This window comes from Nocardioides sediminis (assembly GCF_003047295.1).
GTDB classification, from domain to species: domain Bacteria; phylum Actinomycetota; class Actinomycetes; order Propionibacteriales; family Nocardioidaceae; genus Nocardioides; species Nocardioides sediminis.
This window is the reverse complement of sequence record NZ_PZYZ01000013.1, coordinates 39,989-57,382: the sequence shown is the minus strand read 5'-3', so window position 1 is coordinate 57,382 and position 17,394 is coordinate 39,989. Positions and strand designations below refer to the sequence as shown.

General features: G+C 68.3%; 18 protein-coding genes. 9 read left to right on the top strand and 9 right to left on the bottom strand.

The window, feature by feature from the left end; translation table 11 throughout:
- On the bottom strand, positions 1-515 hold a 515-nt coding region (locus DAI17_RS20335; RefSeq protein WP_199905235.1), incomplete at its 3' end, for a 2-oxoacid:acceptor oxidoreductase family protein.
- Positions 512-2,215, bottom strand: coding sequence for an FAD-dependent oxidoreductase (locus tag DAI17_RS20330; protein WP_159081683.1), 1,704 nt, complete (start codon positions 2,213-2,215; stop codon positions 512-514). The genes DAI17_RS20335 and DAI17_RS20330, both read right to left, overlap by 4 nt.
- Before the next feature lie 98 nt (positions 2,216-2,313).
- Between DAI17_RS20330 and DAI17_RS20325 the strand changes: the two genes are divergently transcribed.
- Positions 2,314-3,138, top strand: a complete 825-nt coding sequence (locus DAI17_RS20325) for a mycofactocin-coupled SDR family oxidoreductase (protein WP_107775071.1) — start codon at positions 2,314-2,316, stop codon at positions 3,136-3,138.
- A 61-nt stretch (positions 3,139-3,199) separates the two neighbouring features.
- On the opposite strand, the gene DAI17_RS20320 is transcribed toward DAI17_RS20325, so the two are convergent.
- From DAI17_RS20320 to DAI17_RS20290, 7 genes are read right to left on the bottom strand one after another with little or no spacing between them, the layout of a single operon-like run.
- Positions 3,200-3,760 (bottom strand): nuclear transport factor 2 family protein, encoded by a 561-nt coding sequence (locus DAI17_RS20320; protein ID WP_159081682.1) that lies wholly within the window; start codon positions 3,758-3,760, stop codon positions 3,200-3,202.
- 28 nt (positions 3,761-3,788) lie between these two features.
- The gene (locus DAI17_RS20315; protein WP_159081681.1) at positions 3,789-4,553 is read right to left on the bottom strand and encodes an SDR family NAD(P)-dependent oxidoreductase; all 765 of its coding nucleotides are present in this window, start codon (positions 4,551-4,553) and stop codon (positions 3,789-3,791) included.
- Between the two features lie 20 nt (positions 4,554-4,573).
- The gene (locus DAI17_RS20310; protein WP_159081680.1) at positions 4,574-5,395 is read right to left on the bottom strand and encodes an SDR family NAD(P)-dependent oxidoreductase; all 822 of its coding nucleotides are present in this window, start codon (positions 5,393-5,395) and stop codon (positions 4,574-4,576) included.
- The gene (locus tag DAI17_RS20305) at positions 5,392-5,697 is read right to left on the bottom strand and encodes a DUF4387 family protein (protein ID WP_107775067.1); all 306 of its coding nucleotides are present in this window, start codon (positions 5,695-5,697) and stop codon (positions 5,392-5,394) included. Before DAI17_RS20305 ends, DAI17_RS20310 begins: the two co-directional genes overlap by 4 nt.
- Positions 5,698-5,700: 3 nt before the next feature.
- Positions 5,701-7,116: an acyclic terpene utilization AtuA family protein gene (locus DAI17_RS20300; RefSeq protein ID WP_107775066.1), complete on the bottom strand. Its 1,416-nt coding sequence runs from the start codon at positions 7,114-7,116 to the stop codon at positions 5,701-5,703.
- Entirely contained in the window at positions 7,113-8,645 is a 1,533-nt protein-coding gene (locus DAI17_RS20295) for a class I adenylate-forming enzyme family protein (protein WP_159081679.1), read from the bottom strand. The genes DAI17_RS20300 and DAI17_RS20295 overlap by 4 nt, the downstream gene beginning before the upstream one ends.
- Before the next feature lie 11 nt (positions 8,646-8,656).
- A complete protein-coding gene (locus tag DAI17_RS20290; protein WP_159081678.1) occupies positions 8,657-9,928 on the bottom strand; it encodes a cytochrome P450 in 1,272 nt (423 codons plus the stop codon).
- Positions 9,929-10,376: 448 nt separating this feature from the next.
- Between DAI17_RS20290 and DAI17_RS20285 the strand changes: the two genes are divergently transcribed.
- From DAI17_RS20285 to DAI17_RS20250, 8 genes are all read left to right on the top strand, one after another.
- Positions 10,377-11,408 (top strand): ABC transporter substrate-binding protein, encoded by a 1,032-nt coding sequence (locus tag DAI17_RS20285; protein WP_159081677.1) that lies wholly within the window; start codon positions 10,377-10,379, stop codon positions 11,406-11,408.
- 83 nt (positions 11,409-11,491) lie between these two features.
- Positions 11,492-12,385 (top strand): branched-chain amino acid ABC transporter permease, encoded by an 894-nt coding sequence (locus tag DAI17_RS20280; protein WP_107775062.1) that lies wholly within the window; start codon positions 11,492-11,494, stop codon positions 12,383-12,385.
- 29 nt (positions 12,386-12,414) lie between these two features.
- Positions 12,415-13,332, top strand: a complete 918-nt coding sequence (locus tag DAI17_RS20275; protein ID WP_199905234.1) for a branched-chain amino acid ABC transporter permease — start codon at positions 12,415-12,417, stop codon at positions 13,330-13,332.
- The gene (locus tag DAI17_RS20270; protein WP_107775060.1) at positions 13,329-14,123 is read left to right on the top strand and encodes an ABC transporter ATP-binding protein; all 795 of its coding nucleotides are present in this window, start codon (positions 13,329-13,331) and stop codon (positions 14,121-14,123) included. The genes DAI17_RS20275 and DAI17_RS20270 overlap by 4 nt, the downstream gene beginning before the upstream one ends.
- Positions 14,116-14,832 carry an ABC transporter ATP-binding protein gene (locus DAI17_RS20265; RefSeq protein WP_107775059.1) on the top strand — a complete coding sequence of 239 codons (717 nt, stop codon included), beginning with the start codon at positions 14,116-14,118 and terminating at the stop codon, positions 14,830-14,832. The genes DAI17_RS20270 and DAI17_RS20265 overlap by 8 nt, the downstream gene beginning before the upstream one ends.
- A 23-nt stretch (positions 14,833-14,855) precedes the next feature.
- Positions 14,856-15,614: an SDR family NAD(P)-dependent oxidoreductase gene (locus DAI17_RS20260; protein WP_107775075.1), complete on the top strand. Its 759-nt coding sequence runs from the start codon at positions 14,856-14,858 to the stop codon at positions 15,612-15,614.
- Between the two features lie 99 nt (positions 15,615-15,713).
- Entirely contained in the window at positions 15,714-17,081 is a 1,368-nt protein-coding gene (locus tag DAI17_RS20255) for an acyclic terpene utilization AtuA family protein (RefSeq protein ID WP_159081676.1), read from the top strand.
- Positions 17,074-17,394 carry an AtuA-related protein gene (locus tag DAI17_RS20250; RefSeq protein ID WP_107775057.1) on the top strand — a complete coding sequence of 107 codons (321 nt, stop codon included), beginning with the start codon at positions 17,074-17,076 and terminating at the stop codon, positions 17,392-17,394. Before DAI17_RS20255 ends, DAI17_RS20250 begins: the two co-directional genes overlap by 8 nt.

The window sequence follows — 17,394 nt, the reverse complement described above, 5'->3', positions numbered from 1 at the left end:
GCGAACATGTTCTTGGCGCGGGCGGCGTCCTTGCGGGACAGGCCGAACTCCTTGACCGCCGCGACCGTCATGCCGGTCAGGTCGACGGGGTGCACGGCGTACTCGGCGAGGTCGTCGCCGTCGAGCGGGTTGGCGTCGTACCCCGCCTTGGCGAGGTTGCGGGCGGTGAAGTCGTGGGTGTCGACGATGATCGTGGCGCCGACCGGGAGGTCGCCGAGGTTGGCGCGCAGCGCGGCGGGGTTCATCGCCACCAGCACGTCGGGGGCGTCGCCGGCGGTGAGGATGTCGTGGTCGGCGAAGTGGACCTGGAACGACGACACGCCGGGCAGGGTGCCCTGAGGGGCGCGGATCTCGGCGGGGAAGTTGGGCAGCGTCACCAGGTCGTTGCCGAAGACGGCCGACTCCTGGGTGAACCGGTCACCGGTGAGCTGCATGCCGTCGCCGGAGTCGCCGGCGAACCGGATGATCACGCGATCCAGCTGCTTCACAGGCTTGTCGAACGCAACGCCGGTCATTGGATCTCCTCGAGCTCGCGCAGCTGTGTCGCGTCGCCGGACGCGTGTCGCACTGCGGCATAGGCGAACACCGCCGCACGTGTGTTGGCGACGCCACTCTGGTATCCGGCTCCCACCTCATGAAGCGTCGAGGAGTTGCCCACGGCGTACAGCCCCGCGATCGGCAGGCCGCGATGGTCGAGCACGCTTCCGTGGCGGTCCGTCGCGAGTCCGAGCGTCGGGATGCCGGTCCCGACGAGGCCGGGGCGGAGTGCGTAGAACGGCGGTTGTGCGACCGTGCCGAGACAGGGATTGCCGCTCATCTCGGGGTCGCCGTAGTTGCGTTGGGCCCATGGCCTGCTTCCCCGGCCGAAGTCCGCGTCGTGTCCGGTGTCGCAGAATGTGTTGAATCGCTCGACCTGTGTTGCCAGCCCGGCTGCGTCGATGCCAGTCGTGGCTGCCAGCTCATCGAGGTCGGAAGCCGAGACGACGCCCCACTCGACCGGGAACTCCTCCCCCGGGCGGACTGGTCCGAGCTGGTAGCGATCACGGAACTGCTGGTCGAAGACCATCCAGCAGGGCCAGTTGGGCGTGGTCTGCGTGCGTCCGTCGATCTCCTTGATCGCGTGTCCGATCGACGGGTAGAACGATTCGTCGCCGAACCGGCGGCCGTCCCGGTTCACGAGGAGCGCGTGCGGCATGGCCATGGCTCCGAGCACCCGGTTGAGCGGTCTGCCGTCGTCGTCCCCCGGAACACGGACACCCAGGCGGATCGCCTTCGGATGGTGGGACAGGCGACCGCCGACCGCACCAGCCAGCCGCAGGTGGTCGCCGACGATGGACGGCGGTGCGGCGGAGGTCATGCCGAGGTTGACCTCGAACTCGCGGGCGAGCTCTGGGTGCCAGTCGTAGCCACCAGTGGCCAGCACCACCCCGTCGCGCGCAGCAACCGGGCGTCGCCCGCCGTCCGTCTCAAGCTCTACGCCGGTCACCCGGTTCTCGTGCGCCACCAGCGAGTGAACGGTCGTGTCCGTGATGATGTCGACCCCCAGCTCGACGGCAGCGTGCAGTAGGTGCGCCGCCAGCCCGGTTCCCATCGCGAGCTCGTCGCCGGCCTCTCGTTCCGCGGTCACGCGCGCGTCCCAGGTGTGTGAACGAGCACCGCAGGGAAGGTCGTAGAGGACGTCATGGGTGAGTCGGTAGGGAACGTGTGGGGAGACCCTGAGCAAGGACCGCCACGGGCCGAGATCGGCGCCGATGTAGGGGGCAACCTCGAGGTAGCGGCCGGTCTCCAGCGCATCGTCGAAGACCGGGAAGTAGTAGTCAGCCAGGTCGACGAGCCGCCACGGGACGCCTGCTTCGTCGGTGAGGAATCGGAGCACCTCGGGAGCCAGCTGGCAGAAGGCGGCGGTCACGTCAGCGTCTCCGTGTCCGAGACCGAGCCTGCGCAGGTAGCGGTATCCAGCAGCGGGCGAGTCCGTCACTCCCGCGCCGATCGCCTGGTCACTGGCGGCGGCCCACATCTGTCCCTGGGAGTAGGCCGTCACTCCGCCGAGCAGCGAAGTCTTCTCGATGACCAAGGCCCGTCGTCCCGTGTGGGCTGCGGTGATGGCAGCGACGAGCCCCCCGGTCCCGGCCCCGACAGCGATGATGTCGTAGTCATGAGCGACGGGCGTGCTGGGTTTGCGTGTCAGTGCGTGGCGGCGTTCGGGGACTCGCACGGTGGAACCTCTTCGTTCTCGCTCGCACCCTGTGTTGGCAGGCGGTGCGACGACGGTTACATTGGTGCTAACCATACGCATAGAGAGACGTGGCAGCCATGGGTCGCTTTGAAGGCAAGACGGCGTTCATCACCGGAGGTGCGCGAGGTCAGGGTCGGTCGCATGCTCTGGCGCTCGCCGCAGAGGGCGCCGACGTGGCCGTGCTCGACATCTGCCGACAGATCCCCTCGGTCCAGCACTCGATGGCGACGCCGGAGGATCTTGTCGAGACCGAGAAGCTGGTTCGCGACCTCGGCCAGGAGTTCATCGGGATCCAGGGCGACGTGCGGAACAAGGACGAGGTCGACGCGGCGGTCGCGGCGGTCGAGGAACGGTTCGGGCGGATCGACCTGGTCTGCGCGAACGCGGGGATCATGGCGACCACCGGCCCGCCCGCCCAGGAGATCGCGGCGTGGCACGACTCGGTCGACACCATGCTCAGCGGGGTCTTCTACACGCTCAAGGCCGTCATCCCCGGGATGATCCAGCGCGGCGAGGGCGGGTCGATCGTCATCACCGGCTCGACGTCCAGCATGCGCGGCGTCGCCTACAAGGTGGACATGCTCTCGCCCGGTCAGGTCGGGTACGGCGCTGCCAAGCACGGCGTGCTCGCCATCATGCGCAACTTCGCCATGGCCTTGGGGCAGCACCGCATCCGTGTCAACACCGTGATGCCCATGGGCGTGAACACCAAGATGGTGGTCAACGACTTCTTCGCAGGTGTGATCGCAGACGCGCCTCCGGGGTGGATGGCGAACGCCATGCAGCAAGGGCTCGTCGAGCCGGAGGACATCACGAACGCCGTGGCGTTCCTGCTCTCCGAGGATGCGCGCTTCGTGACCGGCACCGCTCTGGCCGTCGACTCCGGGCAGCTGCTCCTCTGATCCGTCGACGACGGCGGGGCCGGTGGACGTCCACCGGCCCCGCCATCGTCTTCGGATCGGCTCAGCGCCGGTCGATCTCGGCTTCGAAGGCCTGCCAGGTCTGGGTGCCCTCCGGTACGTCGGCAGCGACCGGATCGACCCCTGGCCACCGTCGACGGGGCTCGCGCCACGGGTGGGTCGGGAGCTCGGAGAGCGGCATCCCGTAGATGAACTCGTTGTCGCGGGTGCGCAGCCGCCACGCACCGTCCGCGCACCTCGCGTACTCGTCGCGGTAGTAGTGGGCGCTGACGAGGAAGGCGCCGTCCATCATGATCTCCGATCGCGCGATGACGGTGCCCGTCGCGCGGTCGTCGTCCTCGTCGTCGAAGTCGATGGTGTTGGCCTCGGGGATGTGCACGGTCGGGCCGTAGAGCTTGAAGCGGCCACGGTAGTAGTCCACGAGCGCTTCGCGCCCCTCCACTTTCCCTGCCACCGCCTCGAAGCTGCCGTCGTCCGAGAAGCAGTCGCCGAGCGCCTCGAAGTCGCGTACGTCGCACGCGATGGAGTACCGCACCAGCAGCTCGTTGATCGCGACTCGGTCCTCGAGCCGTCGGATCCGTCGGGTCAGGTCGTCGTCGTTCATGGTCGTCCTCTCGGTGATGCGGCGGGGGTCAGGTCCAGGACACGCGGCCGCCATCGACGACCACGTCGAGGCCACTCACGTAGGCGGATTCGTCGGACAGCAGGAACGCGGTCACGTTGGCGACGTCGTCGGTCGTGCCGAGGCGCCCGAGCGGGATCCGCGGCAGGTGGTCGTTGCGGTTGGACCCGCCTTTCGCCTCGTGCTCGCGGAACATCGGCGTGTCGATGGTGCCGGGCGACAGCGTGTTGACGCGGACGTGCGCGTGGCCGTAGTCGCGCGCCACGCTGCGGGTCAGGCCGAGCAGTCCCGACTTCGACGCGACGTACGCGGCGCAGTCGGGTCGGCCGTGCGATCCTGCGATCGACCCGAAGTTGACCACCGACCCGCCGCCGGCCGCCACGATCGCGGGGACAGCCGCGCGCATCCAGACCATCGGGCCGGTGAGGTTGACGGCCAGGACACGATCCCAGTCCTCGTCGGTCACGTCGGCGACGCCGCCGTGCGCGTGGATGCCTGCGACGTTGACGAGACCGGTGACCAGCCCGTGCGACCGGACGGCTTCCTCGACGGTCGTGTGCGCCAGGGTGCTGTCGGTGACGTCGCCGATCACGGCGGTCGCGTCCAGGAGTGCCGCAAGCTCCTTGACCTGCGGGTCACGATCGACGAGCACGAGGTGGGCGCCGCGTTCGCGACACCTGGTCGCCACCGCCTCGCCCATCCCGCGCGCGGCGCCAGTGATCAGGACGACCTGGTTCTCCAGCATATTCGGGTTCATCTCCTTCGGGGTGGTCACGGCGCGGTTGCGGACTCGGCTCAGTCGCCGAGGATGTGGGCGAACGCCGCCCGCACGTCGACCTCGCTGCCGTGGTTGGGCAGGACGTAGCGGTCGCCGCGCTCGACGGCGGCGAGGATCCGCTCGGCGGCCGTCTCGGGGGTGATCCGTTCGTAGCCGAACTCGACCGTCGGGAGCACCTCGCTGGGACCGACCGCCGGGAGCTCGTCGGGGCGCCAGCGCTCGGACTGGCGGATGTTGGTCAGGACCGGGCCTGGGAGGGCCACCGTGACCCCGATGGCTGGAGCCGCCCGGCCCAGATCGGTGCGCAGCACCTCGGAGACCGCGAGCGCGCCGGCCTTGCTCGCGGCGTAGGGCCCGTTGCCCCCCACCTCCAGTGGCACCAGTGAGTTGATCGAGGCAGTGTTGAGCACGTGCCCTGAGCCGCGCGCGATCATGGCCGGCACGAACGCCACGATGCCGTGGACGACCCCGAGGAGGTTCACCTCGTGGACCCAGCGCCAGTCCGACGCGCTCTGCTCCCAGACCGGACGGAAGGGGCCGAGCACCCCGGCGTTGTTGCAGAGCAGGTCGACGTCGCCGAGGTCCTCGGCCACGCGCGTGGCCGCGGCTGAGACTGACTCCTGGCTTCGGACGTCGACCTCGAGCGGTAGGGCGCGTACGTCCATTGCCGAGACGAGGTCCGCGGTCTCGGCCAGCGCTGAGCCAGCGAGGTCGAGCAGCGCCACATCGACGCCCCGTCCGGCGAGGTCGAGCGCGAGCGCACGTCCGATCCCGCTCGCAGCGCCGGTGATGGCGGCGATGCTGCCGCGCTCGAGGGAGGTCGACGGACCGGCGCTCACAGTGAGCTCTGCGAGAGCGGGAGATGCAGGTGAGCCCCGAACATGTCGGAGCAGAAGGGATCGGCGCTGCTGGTCCAGCGGGCCAGCGAGACCTTCGCCGCCATCACGCGTTCGTCCCAGTAGACGCCCTTGACCGTCGAGACCGGCACGCCATAGGCCTCGGCCACGCCTTCCGGCGTCATTAGAGCGCTCGCCTGCGCCGTACGGAAGTTCTCCTCGGAGGAGAAGAAGATGTCCAGGGTCAGGGTGAATGGCCCGGCGTTCTTGCTGCGGATCACGCGGGCGGCTTCATCGAGCAGCATGGGTCAGCCCTCCTGGGATGCGGTGGATGCGCCGAAGTGGCGAACGGTGAACGGGAACGGGGCCACGGGGTCCTCGAGCGGCAGCAGGTGGTAGATGCCGAAGGTGAAGACCTCCCCGACGGGGATGACGACCGGCATGTACGGCGAGGCGGCATTGCCAGCGGTGGTCTTGCGGCCCTCGTAGGGACCGATGAAGAGCCGGATGAAGGCGTAGTAGCCGACCTGGTTGGCCAGCGCCTGCTCGTCGGCGACGACGTCGACCACGACTGCGGCCTCGTGTCCCGTGACTGTCTTCTCCGGCTCGAGCTCACCGAGCACGGCGTCGAGGCCGAAGACCCGGGTGCTGAGCTGGACGCGTCCGTCGCCGAACTCGTCGGCGTACCTCGCCCGGGTCTGGTCCTCCGCCGTCCCGATCCAGGTGCGGACCTGTGACAGCAGGGCCGGGTCGCGCACGCCGAGCTGGCAGATGGAGCGATAGCCGACGCGGGTCGCGCCCTCCAGCAGAAGGGTGTAAGGGGCGTCGATCCACTGGGCGCCAGTCCCGCGGATGCCGCCGTCCGGGAGTTCGGTGTAGACGACGCCGCTGAGATCGAGCGTGCCGCCCGGGTTCTCCTCGGCGTAGGGGTGGGACCGCTCGTAGAAGCCGTGTGAGACCAGGCCGGCGACCGTGGGACGCGAGGCCGGATTGGGGCTGCGCACCTCGACGGACTCGGCGTCGATGCGGGCCCACATGCAGTTGGCCGAGTCACCGGGCTCGAGGGCCAGGCCGCCGCACTCGAGGAGCTTCGCCGCGTGCCCAGCGACCGCGCGCGAGATGCCGCGGTTCATGGCGACCGCCATGAAGAGCCCGATGTCGAGTGCGCGTCCGGTGATCACGCCGTCGACTCCCGCGTGCAGGGCTTCCTGCACCGGCTCCGGGCCGATGAGGGCGACGATGCGCTCGGCAGCGTGAGCGTCCTCCTCGGTGAGCTGCGGCGTGAGGTGAGGGGCGTCGCTGGCCGGGAGGACGGGGGCGCCGACGCGGATCCGCTCGGCGAGGTACTCGCTGCTGAGCTCGGACTCGATCACCGCGACGTCGAGGTCCAGCCCCTCTGCGACGCACACCCGCTGGAGGTCGCCGAGGCACTTCTCCAGGTGCACGTTGCCGCCGGCGATGCCGAAGGAGAAGACGAAGGGGACTCCGTGCTTCTTGGCGGCGCGGACGTACGGCAGCACGTTGCGGGCGACGTCGGACTCGACCTGGAGGCCCGAGCCGAGCCAGTACGGCCCCCAGTCGCTGCCCGTGCCCTGGGCGACGATTGCGTCGACCCCCCACGAGAACGCCCGCTCGATGTGTTCTTCGATCCCGGCCACCGGTGGGATGTGGTTGACGAAGGAGAGGATGCGGACCTCGTCGGGATCGCTGATGGGAGACGTCATGGTCGTGCCTTCCCGGAGTCGCCGGAGGCGAGCTGCCTCCGGATCTGGTTCTTGAGGATCTTGCCGTTGGTGTTGCGGGGGAGCGCGTCCACGACCACGAGGTCGCGTGGGCGCTTGTAACGGCCCACGCGCGAGGCGACGTGCTCGGCGGCCTGCTCGAGTGTGATCTGCCGACCGTCCTCGAGTTCGACGACCGCGACCACCACCTCGCCCCAGGCGTCATCGGGTCGGCCGATGATCGCGACGTCCCGTACCGAGGGGTGCTGCTGGAGAGCACGCTCGACCTCGACGGAGTAGATGTTCTCCCCGCCGGAGACGATCATGTCCTTGAGGCGGTCGGTGATGTGCAGACGACCGTCCGCGTCGATGAGACCGCCGTCGCCCGTGCGCAGCCACCCGTCCACGAGCAGCGCCTCCGTGTCATCGCGCCGACCCCAGTAGCCGCTGCAGTTCTGGGGCGAGCGGACCCAGATTTCGCCCGCGCTGCCGGTCGCGACGGGGGACGACGTCTCGGGGTCACGGATCTCGATGTCGACCCAGGGGTACGGCCTGCCGGCCGACCGCAGCACCGCTTCGGGGTCCGGCGCGGCGAGTGCGGCAGAGGCCTCCAGCTGCGTCACGGCCCCCGTCGTCTCGGTGAGGCCGTAGACCTGGACGAGCCGGCAGCCGAGCGTGCGAGACGCCTTCTGCTGCAGTGCGACGCTGACCGGGGCCGCGCCGCAGACCACCACCTCGAGCGAGGTCGTGCTCGCGCCGGCGGACGCCATCGCGTCGACGAGGTCGGTCAACATCTTCGGGACCAGGAACGCGTGCGTGGCACCGGCATTCTCGATGTCGTGCCGTAGGCGCTCGGTGCTGACGACCGGAGGTACGACGAGGGTGCTGCCCGCAGCCAGGCTGATGAGGCCCCAGCTGAGGCCGCCGATATGGAAGAGCGGAGTGGCGAGCAGGCTCACCGACTCGGAGCTGAAGGCCCATTCCTCACCCATCCGTACGACCTTCTGGGACAGGTTGATGTCCGTGAGCAGCACGCCCTTCGGCTGGCCGCTCGTGCCGGACGTGTAGATCTGCAGGACTGGTCTGCCCTCAGGATCGACGGTCACCTCGTCCCGGGGCCCGTCCAGCCAGGCATCGAGACCGGAGGCGTCGAGCACCACCACGGGCATGGATCCGTCGGCGGCGTGGAGTGAGGCAGCGTACGACGCGTCGGCGAAGGCAAGCGCCGGGCGGGCGTCGGCCACGACTCCTGAGAGCTCCGCCTCAGAGAGTCGCCAGTTCGCGGGCACGGTGACCGCTCCCAGTCTTGCCGCGCCGGCGAGCAGTGCGAACGTGTCGATCGCGGATCGGGTGAGGAGGAGCACCCGGTCGCCCCTGCCGAGTCCCTCCCCGGCGAGCCGGCCCGCAACCTGCTCAGCCAGGCCGTCGAGCTGGGCGTACGACACCTCGCGGTCGCCCGAGCGGATCGCGGTGGCATCGCCGCGTCGTGCGGCGACGGCGGCCAGGTCGAAACCGAGAGTGCCGGGAACCATGGTCGTCATGCTCAGGCGGCCGGGTTCCGGGTGGAGAGGGTGACGGGCAGGGACGTGATCATCCGCTGCATGCTGCTGCCCTTGTAGTGGACGTCGGCCGACGCGAGCTCGATGTCGGGGAACCGCCGTGCCAGGCTCGAGAAGACGATCTCACCCTCGATGCGGGCAAGGGCGGCGCCCAAGCAGAAGTGGGGTCCCATCGCGAAGGAGAGGTGGGCCGAGGCGTTGGAGCGGTGGATGTCGAATGTCTCGGGATCCTCGAACACCATCTCGTCGCGGTTGGCCGCTCCGATCATGGTGAGCAGGGACTCGCCCGCGCGCACCGCACGGCCGCCGAGCACCAGGTCGTCGGTCGCGACGCGGGGAAGGAAGTGGACCGACGGGTCATAGCGCAGCATCTCCTCGACGGCCGGACGGACCAGCTCGGGACTCTCGACCACCTCGCGCCACTGACGACGACCGGTGTGGAGGTTGAGGAATCCGGAGCCCAGCAGATTCGTCGTCGTCTCCGTGCCCCCGAAGATGAGCAAGAGGTACATCGCGACGAGCTCCTCATCGGTGAGGCCTTCGCGGTCGCCGCCGGCGAGCAGCTGCATGGCGAGATCCGGTCCCTCGCCGGTGTCGCGCAACCGGTCGATCATGCGCACGACATACTCGCGGAACTCGCCGATCGCGTCGACGGCGTTCGGAAGGCTGGACTCGGTGAGACTGAAGTGCTCGGAGATCGCGATCGCCCATCGCCAGATCATGTGACGGTCGGTCTCGGGGACCCCGATCGTGTCGCAGATGACCGCGAGCGGGAGCCGGTCCGCCACCTGTGTCTTGACGTCGGGCGCCTCCGACGTGGCGAGGTCGTCGAGGAGCGCATCGGTCCGGGACTGCACGGAGTCCCGCAGTGCCTCCATCCGCCGCGCCGTGAAGGCGCGCGAGGCGATGCGACGCAGCCGCAGGTGGTCGGCGCCGTCGCGCCGGCTCACGAACGTGCTCTCGAAGTCGAGCACCTCGATCGCGAGCGTCAGCTGGTGTCGGGGCAGCCGGGCAAGGACGCCCTCCGCGTGCTCCCCGTGACGCCACCCGTTGTTGCTGATCGGCAAGGACCCGCTCATTGCCTCGCGTACATGGGCGTGCGAGGTCACCAGGGTGGCGGGGCCGTTCTCGTACCGGTAGGTCGGCCCTTGGGCTCGCAGCTGCGCGTAGAGCGGGTACGGATCCGCGAGGACGGCGGGGTCCTGTGCGAAGAACGCGTCGAGCTGGGAATCGAGGTCGACCATGGTCTTGAGCACCGGCCCCTTCACTAGAACCAGACAATGATTGTCATAGATTAACGAGTTTGGACGGTCCCCACAAGGGCAGGGGGCGGCACTCGGCGGCCTGCTCGCTGCGCTCCTCGGTGTCGCCAGTAGCCCGGTCGTTGGCCTGATCTGACTCTTGGCGTCTCTCGTGGCGGTCCTGGTCGCGTGCCGTGGGCGCCGTCGGGTAAAAACATGCGCAGAGAATTCGTTGTGACGGTGGACACCACCCCTCGGAGCGCGCATACTGGGTGTGCGAATCATAATCACCATATATACGCATCAGGAGTTCGTTGTGAACAAGAATCTGCTTCGTTCAGCGGGCATCGTTGGGGCCACCCTCATGACGGCCAGCGGCCTTGCCTCGTGTGGCGGCTCCGGAGGCGGGTCGGCAGCTGCCACCGGCGACTGCGAGTCGGGTCTGCCCGACACGATCAAGATCGTGACGGTCAAGGACCAGACGGGCGTCGCGGCGTACACGGGTACGGAAGCCTGGCGCGGCATCCAGCTCGCGGCCGACGAGATCAACAGCGGCGACATGCTCGACGGCTCAAAGCTCGAGGTCGAGGTCAAGGACACGGCTGGGGATGTGCAGACCGCCGCGAGCCACGTGACGCAGGCCGCCGCGGACTCCAGCGTGTCCGCGATCCTGGGACCCGTCCTCAGCGACCAGGCCCTCGCGGTCGCGCCCATCGCTGGCAAGTCCGAGGTCCCGGTGGTCTACACCCAGGCCGGCAGCGAGGGGATCGTGGACGAGGACTGGAACTTCCGGGCCACTCCGCCCCTGGTCACCTACTACCCCAAGATCGGGCAGTACCTCGAGAAGCAGGGCGCGACGTCGGTCAACACAGTGTTCGCCGCCGACATCCCCACGCTCGAGCAGTTGAGCCACGACGTCCTCCCGTCCGTGGGTGAGGACTCCGGTTTCCAGGTGGGAGAGCAGGTCGCGACGCAGTCGACCACGCAGGACTACGCCGGACCGGTCAACAAGGCCATCGCCGATGATCCCGACGCGCTCGGGCTCCTCATGGTCGGCGCGCAGATCTCCTCCGCCATGCAGGCAGTCATCCAGTCGGGATACCAGGGCGAGGTGGTGAGCTACCCCAACGCCGCGCCGGCGGTGGCGGAGATCGGCAAGGCGGCCGCGGGGGTCACATGGCCGACCAACTTCGACTCCTCCATCGACACTCCGGAGGTGAAGGCCTTCGACGAGGCCTATACCGAGGCATACGACGGCACGGCCACCAACTACGCCGCCGAGGGCTACGACTCGCTCATGTGGGTCGCCAAGGCGATCGAGGAAGAGGGTTGCGCCACCCGTGACGCGATCAAGACGGGTCTCGAGAAGGTAGGACAGGCAGGCTTCACGGGCACCCAGGGAGAGCTGACCTTCGAGGCCAACGGCCACGACGCCCGCTCCGACGGGTACGTCGTCCAGTGGGACGGAGAGAAGATCGTCGTGCTCGAGCAGTGAGCTGCTCGTTCGACGACACCCGAACCGGCGGTGCGACCGAGCGGTCATAGACCTCGGTCGCACCGCCTGACCAAGGAGCGTCAGTGCAAGAACTCATCAACGCGGTCTCGCTCGGCTGCATCTACATGTTGTTCGCCATGGGTATGAGCCTGGTGTGGGGGACCCTCGACGTCCTCAACTTCGCCCATGGCTCGATCTTCATGTTCTCGGCCTTCAGTGGCTTCTACCTCATGCAGGAAACCGGGAACAGTCTTCCGCTGGCGGCACTGCTGCTGGTTGGGGTCGTGGTCGGCGCGCTCATGTCAGTGCTGGCGTATCAGCTGGTGCTGCGGCCCATCCTCCGGCGAGCGAAAGACAAGGACTCGGCTGAGAGGCAGATCCTGATCGGCGGGATCGGTCTGGCGGGCATCCCGGTGGCGATCGTCCAGATCCAGACGTTGAGCAACCCGTTCAGCTTCCGCGCAGGCTCGTTCGAGGTCGCCAGCTACGACTTCCTCGGCGCGCGGATCTCGAACATTCAGATCGTGATCTGGGTCGTCGGCGTGCTGCTCGGCACTGCGGTCGTGCTCTGGCTACGTCGCTCGCGCAGTGGACTCGCGCTCCGGTCGATCGGCGTGGACTCGGAGGTCGCATCTCTCATGGGCATAGATCAGGGTCGCCTTGGTGTCGCAGCCATGGCCGTGGCGGGTGGCATGGCAGGTCTGAGCGGTGCGCTCCTCTGCGTCAGCTTCGGTGCGCTCACCGCTGAGAGTGGTGACGTTCTCCTGCTCAAGGCCTTCGCCATCATCATCCTCGGCGGCGTCGGTTCGATGCTCGGCACGATCATCGGAGCGTTCTTCCTCGCCGGTGCCGAGACCTTGCTGATCGCGAACACGTCGGGCACCTGGGTTGACGCGGTGTCGTTCGGACTCCTCTTCCTCGTCCTACTCGTACGACCCCAGGGCATCCTAGGTCGTCAGGAGGTGCGTCGCACATGAGCGCCTGGTACGACGCCCACCTCATCCTGGTGCAGGCGACCTTCATCAGCTTCCTCGTCGCACTGAGCATCCAGTTCCCCATGCGGATGGGAGTGTTCTCATTCGCCGGCGTGGCCAACTACGCGCTCGGCGCGTACACGGCAGCGATCGTCGTAGTGCGCAGTGACGAGATCGTCAGCCCGGTCGTCTCCGTCGGAGCCGGCGTGCTCGTCGCAGTCGTGGTCAGTCTGATACTCGCCCTGATCGTCAGACGACTGCGCGGTCTGTACCTGGCCATGGCGACGATCTCGGTCAGCCTGATCGTGCAAGTCATCGCCTTCAACGGTGGGGAGCTGACCGGCGGCGCGTCCGGCATGTTCGGGGTCATCTCGGACTTGACGATCGGCAGCGTCATCGTCGTCTGCGTGGTCGCCGCCGGCATCCTCACCTGGACCGAGCGCGGCACCCTCGGTCGTCGCATCGATGCTGTCCGTGACGATCCTGAGCTCGCGGTCTCCATGGGTATCAACGTCAACCGGTACCGCCTGGTGGCCTTCGTCGGTAGCGGCGTGTTCGGTTCGCTGGCAGGCGGGCTCGAGGTCCTGCTCAGGTCGACGATCTCACCGGTCAACGTCGGGTTCTCGCTCGTCGTCACCGCGCTGACGATCATCATCGTCGGCGGTTACAGGTCCTGGGTTGGTGCAGCGATCGGCGCCGTGATCGTGACCTGGCTCCCCTTCTACCTCCAGGCCATGGAGCGCTACCAGCAGGTCATCTACGGCCTCTTCGTCGTCGTCGCGGCCATATTCGTGCCGGGTGGTCTGCTCGGGATCGCCGACCAGGCACGCCGGCGGCTCGTCCGGCGCCAGCTCGAGCACGAGGACCAGGAGGCCGCCGCAGAGCAGGACGCCGGCGGAGCGGCGGTGGTCGACGCGGTCGGCGCCAGCCGGAAGGAGGAGGCCCGATGACGCAGCACACAGTTCCACCGACAGTCGCTGAGCCGGCGTCTGCGCTCGTCCTGGACGCCCGCGACGTCGCCATCCACTTCGGCGGCGTCAAGGCGGTGGACGGCGTGACGATGGAGATCGCCGAGGGAAAGATCTTCGGGCTCCTGGGACCCAACGGGTCGGGCAAGAGCACCATCCTTGCCGGCATCACGCGGCTCGTCCCGCTCAAGTCGGGGTCGCTCACCTTTGACGGCCGCCCCTACGACGACGTACCCACGTTCAAGCTCGCCCGTTGGGGCATGGCACGGACCTTCCAGACCGTACGACTCCTCGGCGACTTGACGGTCGAGCAGAACATCCTGCTCGGTGCCGACGTCGGCCGGTCGAGCGGTGTGTCGCGGCGCGCCGCCGCGACCGAGCGGAAGGAGTGCGTCGCCGACGTCATCGATCGGACCGGGCTCGCGAAGTTCGTGAAGTGGACGCCGTCCGAGCTGTCCTACGGCGTGCAGCGGCGGGTCGAGATCGCGCGCGCCATCGTCATGCAGCCACGCCTGCTGTTGCTCGACGAGCCCGTGGCAGGCATGACGAAGTCGGAGAAGCTGGAGATCGCCGCGCTGCTGTCCGACCTGCGCGCCCAGGGGCTGACGCAGCTGCTCGTCGAGCACGACGTCCAGATGATGGTGGACACCTGCGACCACCTCTATGCGATGAACTTCGGAAAGCTGATCGGCGAGGGTGTCCCTGCTGACGTGGTTAAGACCCCCGCCGTCCAGGAGGCCTACATGGGCAAGGGATGGCGAGCGGATGCTTGAGATCGATGAACTTCACGTCTCCTACGGGAAGGTGCGAGCCGTGCGCGGGGTCAGTCTTGCGGCCCGGCCGGGCCGAGTGACCTTGGTGTTGGGCGCCAACGGTGCCGGGAAGACAACCACGCTGCGCGCGGTCATGGGGCTGCAGTCCGTCGACTCGGGCCGCGTTCGCGTGGACGGCACGGACATCACCGGCAAGGACACCCACAAGGTCGTGCGGGCTGGTGTGTCGCTGGTGCCAGAGGGGCGCCGCGTCTTCGCCCCGCTCACCGTCGAGGAGAACCTCCTTCTCGGCGGATACAGCACGAGCGCGACCGACCGGGCCGATACCCTCCAGAAGGTCTACGGGATGTTCCCGATTCTCAGCGACCGCCGCGATGGCGCGGCCGGGCTGCTCAGCGGTGGCGAGCAGCAGATGCTCGCCTTCGGTCGCGCGCTGATGTCGCGATCGAAGTACGTGCTGATGGACGAGCCCTCGATGGGCCTCGCGCCGAGCGTCGTGCAGACCGTGCTCATGACCGCCCGCGAGATCGCGGACTCCGGCATCGGTGTCCTCATGGTCGAGCAGAACGCCGAAGCCGGGCTGCAGGTCGCCGACGAGGTCGTCGCGATCTCGCAGGGCGAGGTGGGCTTCACCGGGGATGTCGCGGCGGCGAGGGCGGACCGCGCCATTCTGCGGGCGTTCCTCGGCGAGTCCGCGCTTTCTAACTGACATACGGAGAGGGAACCGTGTCGATGCAGCAGGCACCAGGCTTTGGGCTCGAGGGGCGCGTCGTCGTCATCACGGGCGGGAGTCGAGGTCTCGGTCGGGCGATGGCCAGTGGGTTCGCCGCGGCTGGCGCGACGGTGGTTGTGGCGAGCCGCGATGTCGAGTCGTGCGAGGTCGCGGCGGTGGAGCTCGAGCAGGAAACCGGGCGCGAGGCGTACGCCGCCAGGTACCACGCCGGCGAGTGGGGCGAGAGCGAGACGCTCGTGCTCGACGTCGAGTCGCGCGTGGGACCGATCGACGTGCTGGTGAACAACGCCGGGATGTCGCCCCTCTACGACTCCGTCACCGACGTCTCTGAGGCGCTCTTCGACAAGGTCGTCGCGGTCAATCTTCGCGGCCCGTTCCGGCTGACCGCGCTGGTCGGCGAGGCGATGGCGAAGCGCGGGCACGGGTCGATCATCAACATCTCCAGCATGGGAGCCGTACGACCGCGGCCCCACATCATCCCTTACTCCGCTGCCAAGGCCGGGCTCAACGCGATGACGGTCGGATTTGCCCACGCGTACGGGCCGGCCGTGCGGGTCAACGCCATCATGGCCGGCACCTTCCTCACCGACGTCAGTCAGTCGTGGGACGCCGAGGTGTTCGCGCGCCGTGCGGAGACCTTCGCCCTGGGTCGCGGTGGGCAGCCAGACGAGATCGTGGGCGCAGCCCTCTACCTCGCTTCCGATCTGTCGAGCTACACCACCGGAGCGGTGCTCCAGGTGGATGGCGGTCAGCCCTGACGTGTCCGCGCACCGGGACGGTCAGGTGCCAGGTACCTCCCAGGGCTGGTGGTCGCGTACAGTGTTCATACGAACGATATGCATAGATAGGACGTGATCGTGAAAACCGTTCGACTCGGCGCCGGCATGGCGTTCTGGGGTGACAACATCCGAGCAGCGGTCGAGCTGGTCGAGCGAGGTCAGATCGACTACCTCTGTTGTGACCACCTCGCGGAGCTGACGATGTCCATCCTGGGCAAGCAGCGGGCCAAGGATCCGTCGCGCGGCTACACCCGCGACGTCCTGGACCTCATGCGCGCGGTGCTCCCGACCGCGACCGAGAAGGGCATCAAGATCGTCACCAACGCCGGCGGCGCGAACCCGCGCTCGTGCGGCGAGGCGGTTGCCGCTATCGCCCGTGAGCTGGGGGTCACGGTGAAGATCGCCGTCGTCACCGGCGATGACATCCTGCACCGCATCGACGATCTCATGGACGCGGGGGTCCCCTTCGCGAACATGGAGACCGGCCGGCCGCTGGCCGACGTGCGCGAGCGCCTCACCCACGCCAACGTCTACACGGGCGCCGAGGGGATCGTGGAAGCACTGGAGGCCGGCGCGGACGTGGTGATCTGCGGTCGCGTCACTGACGTGGCGCTCTACATCGGCCCGTTGGTGCACGAGCTCGGCTGGGCTCCCGATGACTGGCACCGCATCGGCATCGCCGCTGCAGCGGCGCATGCCGCCGAGTGCGGCGGCCAGGCGACCGGTGGACTGCTCGACGGGGGCTGGCGCGACATCGAGGGGATGGAGGCGATGGGCTACCCGATCGCCGAGGTCTCCGAGGACGGCAGCGTCGTGATCACCAAGCCCGACGGCACCGGCGGCGCGGTCACCGTCGCCACCGTCAGCGAGCAGATGGTCTACGAGATCCACGACCCCGGCACCTACCTGACGGCCGACGTGACTGGAGACTTCACGCAGATCACGCTGACCGAGGTCGGCGAGGACCGCGTCGAGCTGGGCGGCGTCACCGGCCGAGAGGCGCCCGAGATGCTGAAGGTCAACATCGGCTACCGCGCGGGCTTCGTCGGCGAGGTCCAGTTCACCTACACCTGGCCGGATGCCTACGACAAGGCGCAGCGTGGGCTCGAGTTCCTGCGCGAGCGCCTCAAGCGTGCCGACTTCCAGTTCGACGACGACAGGGTCGAGTACATCGGCATCAACTCGATGTTCGGTGACCGGATCCCCGAGCCGGTCGACGCCGACCTGGACGAGATCGTCGTCCGGTACGCCGCACGCTGCCAGTCGGCGTCCGAGGCGGCCAAGATCTTCACGCAGAGCGTCCCGCTCTACAACAACGGGCCCGCCGGCGTCGCCGGGATCGGGACCCGCCCGCCGCTGAAAGAGCTCTACGCGCTGTGGCCCTGCCTCATCCCGCGCGAGCTGATCACCCAGGAGGTCGAGCTGATGGAGGTCGCTGGTGAGTGAGCAGAAGGTCCACGACCTGGCCCACGGTCGTTCGGGCGACAAGGGCGACGTGTGCAACGTCGGTCTCGTCGCCTGGGACGACGAGGGCTTCGACAGGCTGCGGCGCCACCTCACCGAGGAGCGCGTGAAGGAGCACTTCGGCTCCCTCGTGCAGGGCGAGGTCAGGCGCTACGAGATGCCCCACATCCGGGCGCTGAACTTCGTCATGCAGGGCGCGCTCGACGGTGGCGGCACGCGGTCGCTGCGCTCGGACCACCTGGGCAAGACGATGTACGCCTGGCTGCTCCGCATGCCGGTGCCCGCGGACGACTGA

Coding starts and splice junctions, on each gene's coding strand:
- DAI17_RS20325 (WP_107775071.1), top strand. CDS start 2,314: ATGGGTCGCTTTGAAGGCAAGACGGCGTTCATCACCGGAGGTGCGCGA.
- DAI17_RS20320 (WP_159081682.1), bottom strand. CDS start 3,760: ATGAACGACGACGACCTGACCCGACGGATCCGACGGCTCGAGGACCGA.
- DAI17_RS20305 (WP_107775067.1), bottom strand. CDS start 5,697: ATGCTGCTCGATGAAGCCGCCCGCGTGATCCGCAGCAAGAACGCCGGG.
- DAI17_RS20300 (WP_107775066.1), bottom strand. CDS start 7,116: ATGACGTCTCCCATCAGCGATCCCGACGAGGTCCGCATCCTCTCCTTC.
- DAI17_RS20295 (WP_159081679.1), bottom strand. CDS start 8,645: ATGGTTCCCGGCACTCTCGGTTTCGACCTGGCCGCCGTCGCCGCACGA.
- DAI17_RS20270 (WP_107775060.1), top strand. CDS start 13,329: ATGACGCAGCACACAGTTCCACCGACAGTCGCTGAGCCGGCGTCTGCG.
- DAI17_RS20265 (WP_107775059.1), top strand. CDS start 14,116: ATGCTTGAGATCGATGAACTTCACGTCTCCTACGGGAAGGTGCGAGCC.
- DAI17_RS20260 (WP_107775075.1), top strand. CDS start 14,856: ATGCAGCAGGCACCAGGCTTTGGGCTCGAGGGGCGCGTCGTCGTCATC.